This is a genomic window from Kitasatospora sp. NPDC089797, from assembly GCF_040684795.1.
Taxonomy (GTDB): Bacteria; Actinomycetota; Actinomycetes; order Streptomycetales; family Streptomycetaceae; genus Kitasatospora.
On the sequence record NZ_JBFBGS010000019.1, the window covers coordinates 1 to 15570 of the forward strand.

A 15570-nucleotide genomic window follows, 5' to 3' on the forward strand; every position below is an offset into this window, starting at 1 on the left:
GTCCGAGAGCGCCCGCACCCCCTGACCTCGAAGGGAGCCGCCCCTTGGGCGTGCGCTACCTGATATCCGAGCCCGACCCGCCGCGGCATTTCCGGGCACCGGCCGACGGCGCCGGCAGGCCTTCGCTCAGGGCCGGTCAGAGGTCGGTCAGGGTCGGTCAGTGGTGGAACCCCTCGCGCACCGGCACCCCGAGCTCCTGGAGCGGCACGGGCTGGCGCCGCAGCTCCGGCAGCAGCCGGTTGAGGTCGGCCAGCAACAGGTCGGCGAGGTCCCGGGAGAAGCCGTTGCGGCAGACGATCCGGAGCACCGACAGGTCCTCCCGATCGGCCGGGAAGGTGTACGCGGGCACCTGCCAGCCGCGCTCGCGCAGCCGCCGCGAGACGTCGAACACGTCGAAGGTGGCGTCCTCGGTGGTGGTGAAGGCGAACACCGGGACCTCGTCGCCGTGGGTCAGCAGCCGGAAGCAGCCCAGCTTGCCGATCTCCCCGGCCAGGTAGGTGGCGACCTCCCGGCAGGCGCCCTGGACGGCCCGGAAGCCCGCCTGTCCGAGCCGCAGGAAGATGTAGTACTGGGCCGCGACCTGCGCGCCGGGCCGGGAGAAGTTGAGCGCGAAGGTCGGCATCTCGCCGCCCAGGTAGTTGACCCGGAAGACCAGCTCCTCCGGCAGCGCCGCCTTGTCCCGCCAGAGCGCCCAGCCGACGCCGGGGTAGACCAGGCCGTACTTGTGGCCGGAGGTGTTGATCGACTGCACCCGGGGGAGCCGGAAGTCCCAGACCAGCTCCGGGTCGAGGAAGGGCGCCACCATGCCGCCGGAGGCGCCGTCCACGTGCACCGGGACGTCCAGGCCGGTGCGCTCCTGGAGTTCGTCCAGGGCCGCGCAGATCTCCGCGATCGGCTCGTACGACCCGTCGAAGGTCGAGCCGAGGACGCCGACCACGCCGATGGTGTCCTCGTCGCACAGGGCGACCGCCTGCTCGGGGCCGAGGTGGAAGCGCTCGCCCTCCATCGGCGCGGTACGCGCCTCGATCTCCCAGAAGGTGCAGAACTTCTCCCAGCACACCTGGACGTTGACGCCCATCACCAGGTTGGGCCGCGCCCCGGCCGCGTAGCGCTCGGCGTTGCGGCGCATCCAGCGGCGCTTGAGCGCCATGCCGGCCAGCATGCAGGCCTCGCTGGAGCCGGTGGTGGAGCAGCCGACCGCGGCGTCCGGGTCGGGGGCGTGCCAGAGGTCGGCGAGGATGGCCACGCAGCGCCGTTCCAGCTCGGCGGTCTGCGGGTACTCGTCCTTGTCGATCATGTTCTTGTCCAGGCACTCGGTCATCAGCCGGGTGGCCTGCACCTCCATCGAGGTGGTGACGAAGGTCGCCAGGTTGAGCTTGGCGCTGCCGTCCAGCATCAGCTCGTCGCGGACCAGCTGGTACGCGGTGTCGGCCGCGACCGGGCTCTCGCCGAGCCGGTGCACCGGCGGGGAGAGCTGCATCGCGCCCAGCGGGTCGGTGATGCCGAGGAACGGACTGACGCTCAGCCGGCGGTCGCCGCCGGTCCCCTTGTGCAGGGCCATGGGTTCCTGCCGCCCTTCGCCTCGGTGGCCGTGTCCCGACCCACGCTGCCACCGGGCGCCCGGTGACGCATCTTCATCGGCGGACTTCGGCCAACCCGCGCTCGGCCGGAGCCCGGGCCTCCGTCGCCCCGGGTCCAGGCCGGCTCCGGCTTCCGCTCCCGGCGGCCCTCGCTCCCGTCGGCCCTCGCTCCCGTCGGCCCTCGCTAGGAGGAGAGCGCCTCCGGGTGCATCTGGTCCCGGGCGGCGCGGTACTGCTGGCGCACCGCCGAACCGATCGCCAGGTCCTGCTCGCCCTCGGGCTCGACCGTCTCGGCGTCCGGCAGCTCCCACTCCGGCGGCTCGGCGGTGCCGGCGAGCGCCCAGGCGGCCTGCCGGGCGGCGCCGCGGGCGGCGTGGGCGCCCGGCGGGGGCACCACCACCGGGACGCCGAACAGCATCGGGGCGACGTGCCGCACGGCGGGCAGCCGGCCGGCCGTGCCGAGCAGGAACACCCGCTTGATCCCGACGCCCTGGGCGCGCAGCACGTCCAGCGCGTCGGCGATGTTGCAGAGCATGCCCTCGACGGCGGCCCGGGCCAGGTGCTGAGGGGTCATCGCCTCGGCCCGCAGGCCGGTCAGGGTGCCGGCGGCGTGCGGCAGCGCGGGGGTGCGCTCGCCGTCCAGGTAGGGGAGCAGCACCAGCCCGTAGGCGCCGGGGGAGGAGTGCAGGGCGAGGTCGCTCAGCCCGTCCAGGTCCGCGCCGAGCATGGAGGCGGTGGAGCGCAGCACCTGGGCGGCGTTGAGGGTGGCGACCATCGGCAGGTGGCGGCCGCCGGCGTCGGCGAAGGAGGAGATCAGGCCCGAGGCGTCCACCACGGCCTGCTCGTGCACCGCGAAGATCGTGCCGGCGCTGCCGAGCGAGACCACCGCGTCGCCCGGGCCGAGGCCCAGGCCCAGCGCGGCGGCCATGTTGTCGCCGGTGCCGGCCGAGATCAGCAGGCCCTCGGGGGTGTGCCCGGCGGGTTCGGCGGGGCCGAGCACGTGCGGCAGCCGCAGTTCGTGGCCGAGCGCCAGCTCGACCAGGTCCTGCCGGTACTCGCCGGTGATCGGCGACCAGTAGCCGGTGCCGGAGGCGTCGCCGCGGTCGGTGGTGCGGCGCTTGGGGTGGCCGAGCAACTGCCAGACCAGCCAGTCGTGCGGCAGCAGCACCTCGGCGATCCGGCGGGCGTTGGCCGGCTCGAACTCGGCCAGCCAGCGCAGCTTGGCGATGGTGTACGTCGGGCCGGGCACCGCGCCGATCGCGGCGGTCCAGGCGGCGGGGCCGCCGAGGGCGTCCAGCAGCTTGGCGGCGGCGCCGCTGGCGCGCGGGTCGTTCCACAGGATCGCGGGCCGCACCTGCACCCCACCCGCGTCCAGGCCGATCATGCCGTGCTGCTGGGCGCTGACGCCGATCGCCCGGACGCTCTCCAGCAGGCCGCCGGCCGCGGCGTCGCCGAGCGAGTGCAGCCAGACCTGCGGGTCGGCCTCGCCGGGGCGCAGGTCCTGGTCCTCGGGGACGGGGTGGGGCGCCTTGCCGGCCCGCAGGACGGCACCGGTGTCGGTGTCGCACGCGACGATCCGGGTGCGGCTGGTCGAGCTGTCTATCCCCGCGACGATGGCCATGCCGAGATCATGCCTCAGCCCGGCCCGGTACGCGTCCGGGCCGGGTGAGCCGTTGCCTGTTCGGGACCCCGGGTTGAGGCCTTCTTTGCCCGGGGGTCACCGCCCCGTCACGGCCGGACGGTACCCCAGCCGTCGTCCTCGGCCCGGGACCGGCTGAAGTACGGCACCCGGTCGGTGACCGCGCTGGGCAGCCGGTCCCCGACCCGGTCCGCGACGGCGCCGGCCGCCTTCCCCGCGACGGCGCCGGCCTGCTGCCGTGCCCGGTCGGTCGCCCCCTGGACCGTCGGGTTCTGCGCGATCTGCCGGGTGACCTTGGCGATCTGTTCGTAGCGCTGGCGTCCGGCCCGAGAGCCGAGGACGTAGCCGGCCGCGAAACCCACGGCCAACGACAGCTTCCACATGAGCGGACCCACCCTCTCCTGGCGGCGTTCTGCCGCATTGCCCTACCCGTTGCCCGGGACGGCGAACCGTCCGCGTCCCCTCAGCATCCCCCGGGGCCGGTCGGGGGCGCGCGCGGGGCACGCCGGACCGGCGGTCGGGGGCGGCCGGGGAAAGCGATTGGCGGACCACCCCCCCGAGTGCGCTAATGTATGTCCCGCAGCGAGCGCCGAGGAGCCCGGGTCACGGGAGCCGAAGCGGAAGCCGATCCCCCATAGCTCAATTGGCAGAGCAGCCGACTGTTAATCGGCAGGTTATTGGTTCGAGTCCAATTGGGGGAGCTCGGGACGAGTGCTCCTAGGAGCCCGACTCCCGTGGCAGGTAAGGAAGTTCAGCACAGCGATCCCCCATAGCTCAATTGGCAGAGCAGCCGACTGTTAATCGGCAGGTTATTGGTTCGAGTCCAATTGGGGGAGCTGCACCGGGTCCGCCCGGTGACTGCTCAGAGCGAAGGCCCCTCGGTCGACCGGGGGGCCTTCGTGTTGCCCGGGCGGCTGTCGCCTGCGTCACCCCGGCCCGGGCGGGGCCGGGGCGGGAGCCGCGGTCAGGGGCCGCGGTCAGGTGGTCGCCTTCCGGTAGAGGTCGGCGACCCGCTGGTCGAAGGCGACGCTGTACGAGGTGCCCGGGCTGTCCCCGCCCTCCTGGAAGCCGCCGATCACACCGACCACGGTGCCGTCCCCGGTGATCCACGGACTGCCGCTGGTGCCGTCGGTGTAGCCGCCGCAGTCGAAGCGCTCCTGGGTGGAGCTCTGCGACCGGGTCCGGACGGCGCAGGTGATCGGCTCGTCGCTGTCGTTGGGGTAGCCGGTCACCGAGACCGCCAGCCCGACGCCCTTGCCGGTGCCGAGCGGGTTGCCGCCGACCGCGTCCTCGATCTGCCGGCCGCCGAGCGCGCCGACCGTGACGAACGCCACGTCGTAGTCGGGGTCGTCGTCGTCGGCCCAGCGCGGATCGACGGTGATCGACTGCACCTGCCAAGTCCCGTACGGGGTGGCCCCGTTGCGGTAGCCGGGGGTGAACACCAGGCCGTCCAGCAGACCGACCTGCTGGTTCTGCACGCAGTGCGCGGCGGTGACCAGCAGGTTGTGCCCGGGGCTGCGCACCACGCTCGCGGTGCAGGCCCGGGAGCCCTGCGCGGAGTGGATGGACAGGGTGCCGACCCGGTCCCGGGCCGCGCTCTGCTGGGCGACCTCGGCGTTCGGCGACCCGTCCGACCCACCGCTGCACGCGGTGCCGGTGGCCAGCAGCAGGGCGGCCAGCGCGGCCGCTCCGGCCGTGCGCGGGGGCGGCACCGGGCGGGGGGCCATCGACGCTCCGTCTCGTTCCTCGGGGCGGGCATCCGGGCCGTGCGTTCCGCCGTTCGAGAGGAAGATCTACCAGGCCGTGCCCGGCGGCGCCACTGCCGGGTGTTCGAACAGCGGGTGGTTCAGCCGGTGGCCCGGTCGTAGAGCGCCTGGACCCGGTCGCCGAAGTAGCTGCTGTACGAGGTGTCCGGGCTGTTGCCGCCCTCCTGGTAGCCGCCGATCACGCCGACCACGGTGCCGGTCCTGGTGGTCGGGTCGAAGTCGGTGACCCAGGGGCTGCCGCTGGTGCCGCCGGTGTAGTCGGGGCAGTCGATCCGCAGCTGGGTGGCGCTCTGCTCGGAGGTGGTGTTGGCGCAGGTGATCGGGACGTCGCTGCTGCCCGGATAGCCGGTGACCCGCACCGGGACCCGGTAGCCGCGGTTGACCCCCAGCTGGTTGGCGCCCAGCACCTGCTGCACCTGCCGCCCGTTCTGCGCCTGGACGACCGCGAAGGCGACGTCCATGTCCGGGTCGGCGTGGTCCTTCCAGCCGTCGTCCACGGTGACGGCCACCAGCGGCCAGACGCCGCTCGGGGTGTCCCCGTTGCGGTAGCCGGGGACGAAGACCAGGTCGCTGCGCTGGCCGATCTTCGGGTCCCAGACGCAGTGGGCGGCGGTGACGATGAGGTTGAGCCCGGCGCTGTCCACCACGCTCGCGGTGCAGAAGTGGTCGCCGTCCGCGTTGCGGGTGAACACCGCGCCCACCAACCCGTTGAGCACCGTCGGCTTGGCTGTGCGGGTGACCCCGGTGTGCCGGCCGACGGCCCCCTTGAAGCGCTGCCGGTTCCACCCGTGGGCGCTCGTGCCGGCGGACGGCGGCGCCGAGCTGACCGTCGGGGCGACACTGCCGGGCCGCGCCGCGGTGGTGCACCCCGTCGCCGCCGCGAGCACCAGCACCAGCACCCCGGCCGCGGCTCCCGCCCCACGCATCGTCATCGCTCCAGGCTGCCCTGCCGGGCCCCACCCCCGCCACCCGGACACCCCCGCCCGGAGAGGCGCACGCCGTCGCGCACCCAGCTGCGCCCCCGGCGCGCACCACGACTGATCGACCGGCTATGCTGCCCGGGACGGCCTCGCGGGGCCGTCTGCTGCTGCCGTGGCCGACCACCGGCGCACGCGGCGAACCGGGGCGGTAGCTCAGCCGGTTAGAGCAGGGGACTCATAATCCCTTGGTCGTGGGTTCGAGTCCCACCCGCCCCACTTCCGATCGTGCCCCGGGCGCGCCTGTGCAGAGTCGCTGACCTGCGGAGATGCGGCGCGCCTGCGAGAACTGTACGCACCCGACAACCCCCGGCGGCGATTACACGCCGAGGTTCACCCGCATGGGAACGCCGTGACCACGTCGCGCTGACGTCCGGTCGGGTCGAGGCGCGGGCCCTGGCCCGTCGACCGCATGCGTCGTTCGGCGTCGATGGGGGCCGCCGGGGCTGATGGTCACCGAGGGGTGGGGCCAACTCCGGGAGCGGGCGGTGGGGTTGTTCCGTCGGCAGGGGCGGTCGGAGGTGGTCGGGCCGGTCCTGGTCGCGGGCAGGCAGCGCAACCACTTCGGCTCCGGGGCCGACGGCTGATCAGAGCCGCTGAGCCGCCGGGCTGCCGAGTCGCTGCGTCGCTGCGTCGCTGCGTCGCCGAGCCGCGCGCACGTGGCGCACGCGCGCGCCCCCCCGTACGACCGGATCCCCGGTCCCGCCCCTGGTGCTCCACGCGCAAAAAGTGATATCACTTTGACAGCAGGCGCGAGCACTCGCGTCGGCGGACATCGTTCTGGGGGGAGTGGGTCCCATGACCACACCGCGTTTCGACGTCGAGGACGGCCCCGTCCTCGACCTTCCGGCTCCGAAGACCACCGAGCGGGTCATCACCGGCGCTCCCGGGCTGCCGGTGCTCGGCGGGGCGCTGCTCGGCGTGCTCGCCGGGCTCGGCGCCCTGATCGCCGGCGGGGTCCAACTGGCCGGCGGGAACCAGGGGGTGGGCATCCCGCTGGTGGTCCTCGGGCCGCTGGTGGTGCTGGCCTCGCTGGTGCTGCTGTGCGGGCTGACGGTGGTCTCGCCCGGCTCGGCCCGGGTGGTCCAGCTGCTCGGCACCTACCGGGGGACCATCCGCGCCGAGGGGATGAGTTGGGTCAACCCGTTCACCAGCCGCCGGCTCCTCTCGCTGCGGATCCGCAACCACGAGACCGAGACCGCCAAGGTCAACGACGCCGACGGCAACCCGATCGAGATCGCCGCCGTGGTGGTCTGGCAGGTCGAGGACACCGCGATGGCGGTCTTCGAGGTGGACGACTACACCGACTTCGTCGCGATCCAGACCGAGACGGCCGTCCGGCACATCGCCACCAGCTATCCGTACGACGCCCACCACGAGGGGCAGTTGTCGCTGCGCGACGGTGCGGACGAGATCACCCGCAAGTTGTCCGCCGAGATCGCCGCGCGGGTCGCCTCGGCCGGGGTGCGGGTCATCGAGTCCCGGATCACCCGGCTCGCGTACGCCCCCGAGGTCGCCCAGGTGATGCTCCAGCGGCAGCAGGCCGGGGCCGTGGTGGCCGCCCGGCGGCTGATCGTCGAGGGCGCCGTCGGTATGGTCGAGGAGGCGCTGGACCGGCTCGCCGAGCGGGACGTGGTGGAGTTGGACGAGGAGCGCAAGGCCGCCATGGTGAGCAACCTCCTGGTGGTGCTCTGCGGCGACCGCGGCACCCAGCCCGTCGTGAACACGGGCTCCCTCTACCAGTAAGGGCGCGGCATTGGCGACGGAACGGAAGAAGCTCCTGTTGCGACTGGATCCTTCGGTTCACGACGCGCTGGCCAGGTGGGCCTCGGACGAGCTGCGCAGCACCAATGCGCAGATCGAGTTCGTGCTCCGCCGTGCCCTCACCGAGGCCGGCCGGATGCCCAGCGGTGCGGCCCGGCTTCCCCGGCGCGGCCGACCGCCCAAGGAGAGCCCGGAGAGCGGCGGTCCCGTCGAGGACTGACGAGGACCGACCGCGGCGGCCGGGCGCCACAGACCTTTCGGAGAGACCGAGATGGACCTGCCCGTCAATCTGCCCGAGAAGCTCTACCTGCTCGCCTGCGACCCCGAGCGCGGGCGGCCGACCCGCGCGACCGACCTCGACCTGGCCCTGCGGGCGGCGGCGCTCACCGAACTCCTCCGCCGCGGGCTGATCCGTGACGACGGCCGGCACCCGGCCCCCGTCGACGCCGTGGCCGACGGGCTCGACCCGCTCTCCGCCGCGCTGTTGGAGCAGATCCGCCAGGGGCGGCGGCGCACCTGGCGGAGCTGGATCGGGCGCCAGCGGGGATCGGTGCGGGTGGTCCGCGACGGACTCGCGGCCGCCGGCCGGATCCGGGTCGAGGAGCACCGGCTGCTGGGGCTGTTCCCGGTCGCCCGGGTCACCCTTCGGGAGCCCCGGGTGCGCAAGGCGCTGGCGGCGGGCGTCGAGTCGGCGCTGACCGGTCCGTTCAGCCGGGTCGACCCGGCGGACGCGGCGCTGGTGGCCCTGGTCGACGCGGCCCGGCTGGGCTCGGTCCTGGCCTGGCGCCGGCGGCGCGAGCACCGGGCCCGGATCGACAAGCTGGCACCCGCGGCGGGCCCCGTCCCGCGTGCCCTGCGCCGCGCCATCACCGCGCGGCACGCGGACGGCGGGGCGGTCTGACCGCCCGGAAGCGTGCCCCGGCCCGGCTGCCCCACGGCGGCCGGGCCGTCGGCCGTCCGGGTGATCGGGCCGGTCGCCGTCCGGCCCCGTAAGCTGGCCGGATGCTCGAACCCGCCCTGCTGCCGACCCCGCTGGTGGACTGCACCGACGGGGTCTTCGCCCGGGCCGGGGTGGAACTGCGGCTCAAGCGGGACGACCTGCTGCACCCCGGCGTCCCGGGCAACAAGTGGCGCAAGCTGGCGCCCAACCTGGCCGCCGCCGTCGAACAGGGCCACACCCGGCTGCTGACCTTCGGCGGGGCCTACTCGACCCACCTGCGCGCGGTCGCGGCGGCGGCCGCGGCGCTCGGGCTGGAGAGCGTCGGGCTGGTGCGCGGCGACGAGCTGGCCGAGCGGCCGCGCAACTGGTCGCTGCGGGCCGCCGAACGGTCCGGGATGCGGCTGGAGTTCCTCACCCGGACCGCCTACCGGGAGGCCGTCGGCCGGGCCGGCGCCGAGGGCGGCACGACGGGCGGCACGACGGGAGGAGCGCAGGACGACACGGAGGCGGGTACGGAGCTGCAACGCCGTTGGGGCCGCTGCCTGGTGCTGCCGGAGGGCGGCTCCAACGCCCTGGCCGCGATCGGAGCGGCCGCGATCCCGGCCGAACTGCCCGACCTGGACGGGCGGGACGTGGTCTGCTGCCCGGTCGGCACCGGCGGCACGCTGGCCGGCATCGCGGCGGGCCTGCCGACCGGCGCCCTGGCGCTCGGGGTGGCGGTGCTGCGCGGCGGCGAGGGCTACCTGGAGGCGGAGGTCACCCGGCTGCACCGGGCCGCCTTCGGGCGCGAGTTCGACAACTGGCGGGTCGAGCACGGCCACCACGGCGGCGGCTACGGCAAGGTCCCGGCCGAACTGGCCTCGTTCGCCCAGGAGTTCGAGCGACGCCACGGCATCCCGGTGGAACTCCGGTACGTGGCGAAGCTGTTGGCCGCGCTGGCCGACCTGGCCGCGGCGGGTGCCTTCCTGCGGGGCACCCGCCTGACGGCCGTGGTCACCGGACTGCCGGACCCGGAGTAGCCGTACCGGAGCAGCGCTGCGACGATCCGTCCTACGACCCGAAGGTCAGGTCGGCGCACGGATCGGTGTCGGCCCCCCGGGTGTTCTCCGCTATGCCGGTCGGTATCCCGCCGGGCGCGCCGCTGCCGCTGCCGGTGCCGGCACCGCCGGCCGAGGCCGAGGGCGACGGCGAGGAGACCGAGTTCAGCTGGGTGCCGGGGGACTGCCGGTCCGCGCCGAGGGTGAGGGTGATACCGCCCGAGCCCGGGTCCTCGACCGTGCGGGCGCCGGGGAAGAGCGCCGCGACCTGGTCGGCGGCCGCCTTCAGGGCGGGGTCGTAGGAGACCTCGGTCTGCTGCTTGCCGGGGCTGTTGGCGCCGAGCACGACGTTCTGGAAGCCGCGGCCCTTGAGGGTCTCGGCGCCGGAGCCGGCCAGCCCGGCGGTGCCGACGCCGTTGACCACGGTGACCGGGGCGGCGGCCTGCTCGGGGGTGAGCGGTCCGGTCGCGCCGGGCGAGGCGGAGGCGGAGGCCGAGGCGGTGGCCGCGCCGGTGCCGGCGGTGCTGTGGCCGTCCAGGGTGCGGTCCTCCCGCAGCAGCTTCCACAGGTCGTCGGCGTCCGGCTGGACCAGCCGCACCCGCTCGCCGGCGAAGCGCCAGGGGGCGGTGACGAAGGTGACGTCGGAGAGCTTGATGTCCTCGACCGAGCGGGCGAAGTCGACCAGCTTCATCGCGGTGCCGAGGCCCTCGTCGACGGTGAGCGACTTGGTGGCGGCGTCGGCCAGTGGCAGCAGGGTGGGCAGCGAGAAGCCCTGGTCCTGGACCTTCTTGATCATCGAGGAGAGGAAGGCCTGCTGGCGCTTCATCCGGCCTATGTCGGAGTTGTCGCCGATGCCGTGGCGGGCCCGCAGGTAGTCCACCGCGGACTTCCCGGAGAGCTTCTGCAGCCCCTTCTTCAGCTGGATGCCGTACTCGTTGACGTCGTTGGGCACACAGGCCTCCACGCCGCCGAGCGCGTCGGTCATCGCCGCGGCGCCCTTGAAGTCGACCACGACGGTGTGGTCGATCCGCAGCCCGGTGAGCTTCTCCACGGTGTTCTGGGTGCAGGCCGGGTTGCCCTTGGCGAGCTCGCCGACGCTGAACGCCGAGTTGAACATCTGGTCGGTGCGGGGCTTGGTCCAGGTGCCGTCCGCGAGCTTGCAGGACGGGATGGTGACCAGGGTGTCGCGGGGGATCGAGACGCCGACGGCGTGCTTGTGGTCGGCGTAGACGTGCACCAGGATCGCGGTGTCCGAGTTGCCGACGCCGTCGTCGCCGCCGCCGAGCGCGTTGTTGCCGTCGTCCCGGGTGTCCGAGCCGAGCAGCAGCACGTTGACCGGGACCTGGGCGCCGGGTGCGGCCGGGACGGGGGCGGGCGGGCGCTCGGTGGCGACGCCGCCCGCGTCGAAGGTGGTGATGTTGCTGTCCAGCCGGTGGTAGAACCAGGCTCCGGCCCCCACGACCGACAGCACCAGAACGGCGGCCAGGCCGATGGCGGTCCGCAGGTAGCGGCGCCGGCGCGTGCTGCTGCTCATCCCCGTGCCCCCCGTCTTCAGGTCTCAGCGTTCGATAGTTCGAACGTTAGACGCTCCGGAAGGCCGTTCGGTTACCCCCGTGGGGCGGGTGAATCCGGCCGCGGGCCTGTGATGCTGATCACGCCCCGGGGCCGGAGGCGCCGGTGAGCATCCGCCGGAGCAGGTCCCGCAGCAGCGCCCGCTCCTCGGTGTCGAGCGCGGCCAGCGGTTCGCGGGCGAAGTTGAGCGACTCGCGCAGCTCCTCGGAGGCGGCGGCGCCGGTCTCGGTGGCGGCGACCAGCTTGACCCGGCGGTCCTGGCGGTCGGCCTCCCGGGTCACGAAGCCGCGGGCCTCCAGCCGGTCGACGATGCCGGTGATGTTGGACGGCTCGCAGCTGAGCGTCTGGGCGATGTGGCGCATCGGCAACGGGCCGCGCCGCAGCAGCGCGAGCACCTTGGCCTGGGCGCCGGTGAGCGACCGGGCGGCGGCCGCGTCCTCGTACTCGCGGTGGAACAGTGCGACCAGGTTGGCCATCAGGTCGACGACCTCGCGGGTGATCTCGTCGGACTGCGGCGTGGCGGCCTCGGTCTGCTGAGTGTCCATGCCCCAGAGTCTACCTGAAAAGTTGACAAGGTGAACCTTTCATGTCCATCGTTACTTCAGTTGCTCAACCTTTTACCTGCCGAACCCCCTCCAAGGAGCACTCCATGGCAGAGCAGGCCGCCCCCGCGACCGCCCGTGAATGGCACCTCGCCGCCCGCCCCCAGGGCTGGCCCGTGCCGACCGACTTCGCCCTGGTCGAGGCCCCGGTCCGGACCCCGGGCCCGGGCGAGATCCTGGTCCGCAACACCGACCTCTCGGTCGACCCGTACATGCGGGGCCGGATGAACGACGTGAAGTCGTACGTGCCCCCGTTCCAGCTCGGCCGGGCCATGGACGGCGGCGCGGTCGGCTACGTGGTCGCCTCCGAGGCGGAGGGCTTCGCCCCCGGCGACGCGGTGCTGCACGGGCTCGGCTGGCGCGAGTACGCGACCCTGGACGCCGCGCGCGCCGTCAAGGTCGACCCGGCCGCCGCCCCGCTCTCCGCCTACCTCGGCGTGCTCGGCATGCCCGGCCTGACCGCCTACGCCGGACTGCTCGCCGTCGGCGCCCTCAAGGAGGGCGACAAGGTCTTCGTCTCCGGCGCGGCCGGCGCGGTCGGCTCGCTGGTCGGCCAGATCGCCCGGCTCAAGGGCGCCTCGCTGGTGGTCGGTTCGGCCGGCTCGGCGGAGAAGGTCGCCAAGCTGGTGGACGAGTACGGCTTCGACGCCGCCTTCAACTACAAGGACGGCCCGGTCGCCGAGCAGCTCGCCGCGGCCGCCCCGGAGGGCATCGACCTCTACTTCGACAACGTCGGCGGGGACCACCTGGAGGCCGCGATCGGCGCCCTCGGCGTGCACGGCCGTGCGGTGCTCTGCGGCGCGATCGCCCAGTACAACGAGACCACCGCGCCCGCCGCCCCGCGCAACCTGGCGCTGGCGATCGGCAAGCGGCTGCGCCTGGAGGGCATGCTGGTGGGCGACCACGCCGCCCTGCAGCCGCAGTTCGTCACCGAGGTGGCCGGCTGGCTGAAGTCCGGTGACCTGCGCACCGAGGAGACCGTGGTGGACGGCTTCGAGAACGCCGCCCAGGCCTTCATCGACCTGCTGCGCGGCGTCAACACCGGCAAGATGGTCGTCCGCCTGGCGGACTGACGCAGCGTCAGACGGGTGAACCGCCCCGCCGCCCCCGACCGGGCGCGCGGGGCGGTTCGCGTGCACGGCGCAGGGGATCCGGCCGCACTACCGCATTCCGGCCGGATCCGAAAGTGCGTCATCCATCGCCCGGTGCCGCGCGGTACGGTGGTCCCGCCCGGCGATGGGGCCGTTCGGGGGAGAGATCCGGCCGAGGGGTAGACCTCGTTGAGGATTCGACTAGCATTGAGCGAAAGCCTGTCCGTTTTGCTCAATTTAGTAGCTTAATGTCGGCTAACGTGGGTAACTGTGGATCAACTGCAGGCACGAGGCAGCTGGGGAAGGCGACCCTCGTCCACAGCCTGGAGGTCCCGGTGACGACCCGTGGAGTTCTGTACGTCCACTCCGCGCCCCGCGCGCTGTGCCCGCACGTCGAGTGGGCCGTCGCGGGGGTGCTCGGTGTGCGGGTGAGTCTGGACTGGATCCGCCAGCCGGCCGCACCCGGGCATTGGCGCGCCGAGCTCTCCTGGCAGGGGGAGCCCGGCACCGCCTCGAAACTCGCCTCCGCGCTGCGCGGTTGGCAGCTCATGCGGTACGAGGTGACCAGCGAGCCCTGCGCCACGGCGGAGGGCGAGCGCTTCAGCAGCACGCCCAGCCTCGGCATCTTCCACGCCGTCACGGGCATCCACGGCGACATCCTGATCCCCGAGGACCGGCTGCGGGCCGTCCTGCTGCGGGCCCGCAGTGAGGGGGCCGACCTGGAGGTCGAGATCTCCCGGCTGCTGGGCAAGCCCTGGGACGACGAGTTGGAGCCGTTCCGCTACGCGGGCGAGGGCGCACCGGTGCGCTGGCTGCACCAGGTGGTCTGAGACCGACGGAGCACGACGGAGGGGCCGGCGCTCGTCACGAGCGCCGGCCCCTCCGTGCGGGGTGCGTCAGCGGGTGCGGAAGGCCAGCACCACGTTGTGGCCGCCGAAGCCGAACGAGTTGTTCAGCGCGGCGATCCGGCCCTCGGGCAGCGGGGTGGCCTCGGTGACGATCTTCGTGTCCACCTCGTCGTCCAGCTCGTCGACGTTGATGGTCGGCGGGGCGATCCGGTGGTACAGGGCCAGCACGGTGGCGACGGTCTCGATGCCGCCGGCGCCGCCCAGCAGGTGACCGGTCATCGACTTGGTGGCCGAGACCAGGATGTGGTCGAGGTCCTCGCCCAGCTCCTTGCGCAGCGCCTTCAGCTCGGCGGTGTCACCCTGCGGAGTGGAGGTGGCGTGCGCGTTGACGTGCACGATCTCGGCCTTGTCCAGCTCGTTGCGGTCGAACAGGTCGGCCAGCGCGCGGGCCACGCCGGCGCCGGTCGGCTCGGGCTGGGCGATGTGGTGGGCGTCCGAGGACAGGCCCTGGCCGACCGCCTCGCAGTAGATCCGGGCGTTGCGGGCCTCGGCGTGCTCCAGCGACTCCAGCACGACCACGCCGGCGCCCTCGCCCAGCACGAAGCCGTCCCGGGCCTTGTCGTACGGGCGCGAGGCGCGCTCGGGCTCGTCGTTCCGCTTGGACATCGCCATCATGTTGGCGAACGCGGCGATCGGCAGCGGGTGGATCGCCGCCTCGGTGCCGCCGGCCACCACCACGTCGGCGCGGCCGCTGCGGATCATCTCGATCGCGTAGCCGATCGCCTCGGCGCCGGAGGCGCAGGCGGAGACGGGGGTGTGCACGCCGGCGCGGGCGCCGACCTCCAGACCGACGTTGGCCGCCGGGGAGTTGGGCATCAGCATCGGGACGGTGTGCGGGGAGACCTTGCGGGCGCCCTTGTCCTTCAGCACGTCGTACTGGTCGAGCAGGGTGGTCACGCCGCCGATGCCGGAGGCGATCACGGCGCCCAGGCGCTCGGGGGCGAGCTTGGAGGACTCGTCGGTGGCGGGGGTCTCGAAGCCGGCGTCGGCCCAGGCCTCGCGGGCGGCGATCAGCGCGAACTGGGCCGAGCGGTCCAGCTTGCGGGCCAGCGGGCGGGGCAGGATCTCGCCCGGCTCGACCGCGGTGCGCGCGGCGATCTTGACCGGCAGGTCCTCGGCCCACTCCTCGGTCAGGGCCGCCACTCCGGAGCGCCCGGCGACCAGGTTCTCCCAGGTGGTGGCGGCGTCGCCGCCCAGCGGCGTGAAGGCGCCGATACCCGTGACGACCACGGTTCGGTTCTCAGCGGTCACTGGTCTCTCTTCTTTCACGTTGGTGCGAGATCGGCGGCGGGCCGAAGAAGGGCCCGGCCGGGCGCCCGGTGGGGCGTCCCGGCCGGCGGGTCGGTCCGGCTCGGAGCGAGCCGGGGCCGACGGGTCAGCCGTCCGAGGCGTGACTGACGCCGGACGGACTGGGCGACTCGGACGAGTCGGTCGCTCAGGCGTTGTCGGCGTTGGTGAGGATGTAGTTCACCGCGTCGCCGACGGTCTTCAGGTTCTTGACCTCGTCGTCCGGGATCTTGACGTCGAAGCGCTCCTCGGCGGCCACGACGACCTCGACCATGGACAGCGAGTCGACGTCCAGGTCGTCGGTGAAGGACTTGTCGAGCTCAACGTCCTCCGCCGGGATGCCGGCGATCTCGTTGACGATCTCGGCGAGACCCTCCAGGACCTCGTTCTGCGTAGCCATACTGGCT

General features: G+C 73.5%; 16 protein-coding genes and 3 tRNA genes. 10 read left to right on the forward strand and 9 right to left on the reverse strand.

The annotated features are described in order from the left end of the window. Positions 1–157: 157 nt before the first annotated feature. From AB0O91_RS17005 to AB0O91_RS17015, 3 genes are all read right to left on the reverse strand, one after another. Entirely contained in the window at positions 158–1561 is a 1404-nt protein-coding gene (locus tag AB0O91_RS17005; RefSeq protein ID WP_363433226.1) for a glutamate decarboxylase, read from the reverse strand. A gap of 203 nt (positions 1562–1764) precedes the next feature. After that, positions 1765–3201: an FGGY family carbohydrate kinase gene (locus AB0O91_RS17010; RefSeq protein WP_363433229.1), complete on the reverse strand. Its 1437-nt coding sequence runs from the start codon at positions 3199–3201 to the stop codon at positions 1765–1767. 107 nt (positions 3202–3308) lie between these two features. Then, complete coding sequence (locus AB0O91_RS17015) at positions 3309–3602, reverse strand: hypothetical protein (protein ID WP_363433232.1); 294 nt, start codon at positions 3600–3602, stop codon at positions 3309–3311. A gap of 245 nt (positions 3603–3847) precedes the next feature. Here AB0O91_RS17015 and AB0O91_RS17020 point away from each other — a divergent pair. Together AB0O91_RS17020 and AB0O91_RS17025 are read left to right on the forward strand one after the other, a co-directional pair. After that, positions 3848–3920, forward strand: a tRNA-Asn gene (locus tag AB0O91_RS17020). Positions 3921–3982: 62 nt separating this feature from the next. After that, a tRNA-Asn gene (locus AB0O91_RS17025) sits at positions 3983–4055 on the forward strand. Between the two features lie 141 nt (positions 4056–4196). On the opposite strand, the gene AB0O91_RS17030 is transcribed toward AB0O91_RS17025, so the two are convergent. Both AB0O91_RS17030 and AB0O91_RS17035 read right to left on the reverse strand, forming a co-directional pair. Beyond that, entirely contained in the window at positions 4197–4946 is a 750-nt protein-coding gene (locus tag AB0O91_RS17030; protein ID WP_363433235.1) for a trypsin-like peptidase domain-containing protein, read from the reverse strand. A gap of 119 nt (positions 4947–5065) precedes the next feature. Further along, positions 5066–5917 (reverse strand): hypothetical protein, encoded by an 852-nt coding sequence (locus AB0O91_RS17035; protein ID WP_363433237.1) that lies wholly within the window; start codon positions 5915–5917, stop codon positions 5066–5068. Positions 5918–6107: 190 nt separating this feature from the next. On the opposite strand from AB0O91_RS17035, the gene AB0O91_RS17040 reads away from it, so the two are divergent. The 6 genes from AB0O91_RS17040 (at position 6108) to AB0O91_RS17065 (ending at position 9685) form a co-directional block, all read left to right on the forward strand. Next, a tRNA-Ile gene (locus tag AB0O91_RS17040) sits at positions 6108–6181 on the forward strand. Positions 6182–6411: 230 nt separating this feature from the next. Then, complete coding sequence (locus tag AB0O91_RS17045) at positions 6412–6549, forward strand: hypothetical protein (protein WP_363433240.1); 138 nt, start codon at positions 6412–6414, stop codon at positions 6547–6549. A gap of 211 nt (positions 6550–6760) precedes the next feature. Beyond that, positions 6761–7708, forward strand: a complete 948-nt coding sequence (locus AB0O91_RS17050; protein WP_363433242.1) for an SPFH domain-containing protein — start codon at positions 6761–6763, stop codon at positions 7706–7708. Between the two features lie 10 nt (positions 7709–7718). Beyond that, the gene (locus AB0O91_RS17055) at positions 7719–7946 is read left to right on the forward strand and encodes a hypothetical protein (RefSeq protein WP_363433244.1); all 228 of its coding nucleotides are present in this window, start codon (positions 7719–7721) and stop codon (positions 7944–7946) included. A 51-nt stretch (positions 7947–7997) separates the two neighbouring features. Then, positions 7998–8627, forward strand: a complete 630-nt coding sequence (locus AB0O91_RS17060) for a GPP34 family phosphoprotein (RefSeq protein ID WP_363433246.1) — start codon at positions 7998–8000, stop codon at positions 8625–8627. 101 nt (positions 8628–8728) lie between these two features. After that, a complete protein-coding gene (locus tag AB0O91_RS17065) occupies positions 8729–9685 on the forward strand; it encodes a pyridoxal-phosphate dependent enzyme (RefSeq protein WP_363433248.1) in 957 nt (318 codons plus the stop codon). Between the two features lie 31 nt (positions 9686–9716). Here the strand turns inward: AB0O91_RS17065 and AB0O91_RS17070 are convergent, their stop codons facing one another. After that, a complete protein-coding gene (locus AB0O91_RS17070; RefSeq protein WP_363433250.1) occupies positions 9717–11237 on the reverse strand; it encodes an LCP family protein in 1521 nt (506 codons plus the stop codon). Between the two features lie 118 nt (positions 11238–11355). Further along, positions 11356–11820 (reverse strand): MarR family transcriptional regulator, encoded by a 465-nt coding sequence (locus AB0O91_RS17075; RefSeq protein WP_363433252.1) that lies wholly within the window; start codon positions 11818–11820, stop codon positions 11356–11358. Between the two features lie 104 nt (positions 11821–11924). Here AB0O91_RS17075 and AB0O91_RS17080 point away from each other — a divergent pair, with 104 nt between their 5' ends. Then, positions 11925–12950, forward strand: coding sequence for an NADP-dependent oxidoreductase (locus AB0O91_RS17080; protein ID WP_363433254.1), 1026 nt, complete (start codon positions 11925–11927; stop codon positions 12948–12950). A 353-nt stretch (positions 12951–13303) separates the two neighbouring features. Beyond that, positions 13304–13798: a DUF3145 domain-containing protein gene (locus AB0O91_RS17085; RefSeq protein WP_363433256.1), complete on the forward strand. Its 495-nt coding sequence runs from the start codon at positions 13304–13306 to the stop codon at positions 13796–13798. 66 nt (positions 13799–13864) lie between these two features. On the opposite strand, the gene fabF is transcribed toward AB0O91_RS17085, so the two are convergent. Then, on the reverse strand, positions 13865–15127 hold the full coding sequence (gene fabF, locus AB0O91_RS17090; protein ID WP_363433258.1) for a beta-ketoacyl-ACP synthase II: 1263 nt from the start codon (positions 15125–15127) through the stop codon (positions 13865–13867). A 184-nt stretch (positions 15128–15311) separates the two neighbouring features. Continuing rightward, positions 15312–15563, reverse strand: coding sequence for an acyl carrier protein (locus tag AB0O91_RS17095; protein WP_363433260.1), 252 nt, complete (start codon positions 15561–15563; stop codon positions 15312–15314). Between the last annotated feature and the right edge of the window lie 7 nt (positions 15564–15570).

What these genes read in the sequence shown, in the direction of transcription:
- AB0O91_RS17005 (WP_363433226.1), bottom strand. Translation starts at nt 1,561, where the DNA reads ATGGCCCTGCACAAGGGGACCGGCGGCGACCGCCGGCTGAGCGTCAGT.
- AB0O91_RS17010 (WP_363433229.1), bottom strand. Translation starts at nt 3,201, where the DNA reads ATGGCCATCGTCGCGGGGATAGACAGCTCGACCAGCCGCACCCGGATC.
- AB0O91_RS17015 (WP_363433232.1), bottom strand. Translation starts at nt 3,602, where the DNA reads ATGTGGAAGCTGTCGTTGGCCGTGGGTTTCGCGGCCGGCTACGTCCTC.
- AB0O91_RS17030 (WP_363433235.1), bottom strand. Translation starts at nt 4,946, where the DNA reads ATGGCCCCCCGCCCGGTGCCGCCCCCGCGCACGGCCGGAGCGGCCGCG.
- AB0O91_RS17035 (WP_363433237.1), bottom strand. Translation starts at nt 5,917, where the DNA reads ATGACGATGCGTGGGGCGGGAGCCGCGGCCGGGGTGCTGGTGCTGGTG.
- AB0O91_RS17045 (WP_363433240.1), top strand. Translation starts at nt 6,412, where the DNA reads ATGGTCACCGAGGGGTGGGGCCAACTCCGGGAGCGGGCGGTGGGGTTG.
- AB0O91_RS17050 (WP_363433242.1), top strand. Translation starts at nt 6,761, where the DNA reads ATGACCACACCGCGTTTCGACGTCGAGGACGGCCCCGTCCTCGACCTT.
- AB0O91_RS17060 (WP_363433246.1), top strand. Translation starts at nt 7,998, where the DNA reads ATGGACCTGCCCGTCAATCTGCCCGAGAAGCTCTACCTGCTCGCCTGC.
- AB0O91_RS17065 (WP_363433248.1), top strand. Translation starts at nt 8,729, where the DNA reads ATGCTCGAACCCGCCCTGCTGCCGACCCCGCTGGTGGACTGCACCGAC.
- AB0O91_RS17070 (WP_363433250.1), bottom strand. Translation starts at nt 11,237, where the DNA reads ATGAGCAGCAGCACGCGCCGGCGCCGCTACCTGCGGACCGCCATCGGC.
- AB0O91_RS17075 (WP_363433252.1), bottom strand. Translation starts at nt 11,820, where the DNA reads ATGGACACTCAGCAGACCGAGGCCGCCACGCCGCAGTCCGACGAGATC.
- AB0O91_RS17080 (WP_363433254.1), top strand. Translation starts at nt 11,925, where the DNA reads ATGGCAGAGCAGGCCGCCCCCGCGACCGCCCGTGAATGGCACCTCGCC.
- AB0O91_RS17095 (WP_363433260.1), bottom strand. Translation starts at nt 15,563, where the DNA reads ATGGCTACGCAGAACGAGGTCCTGGAGGGTCTCGCCGAGATCGTCAAC.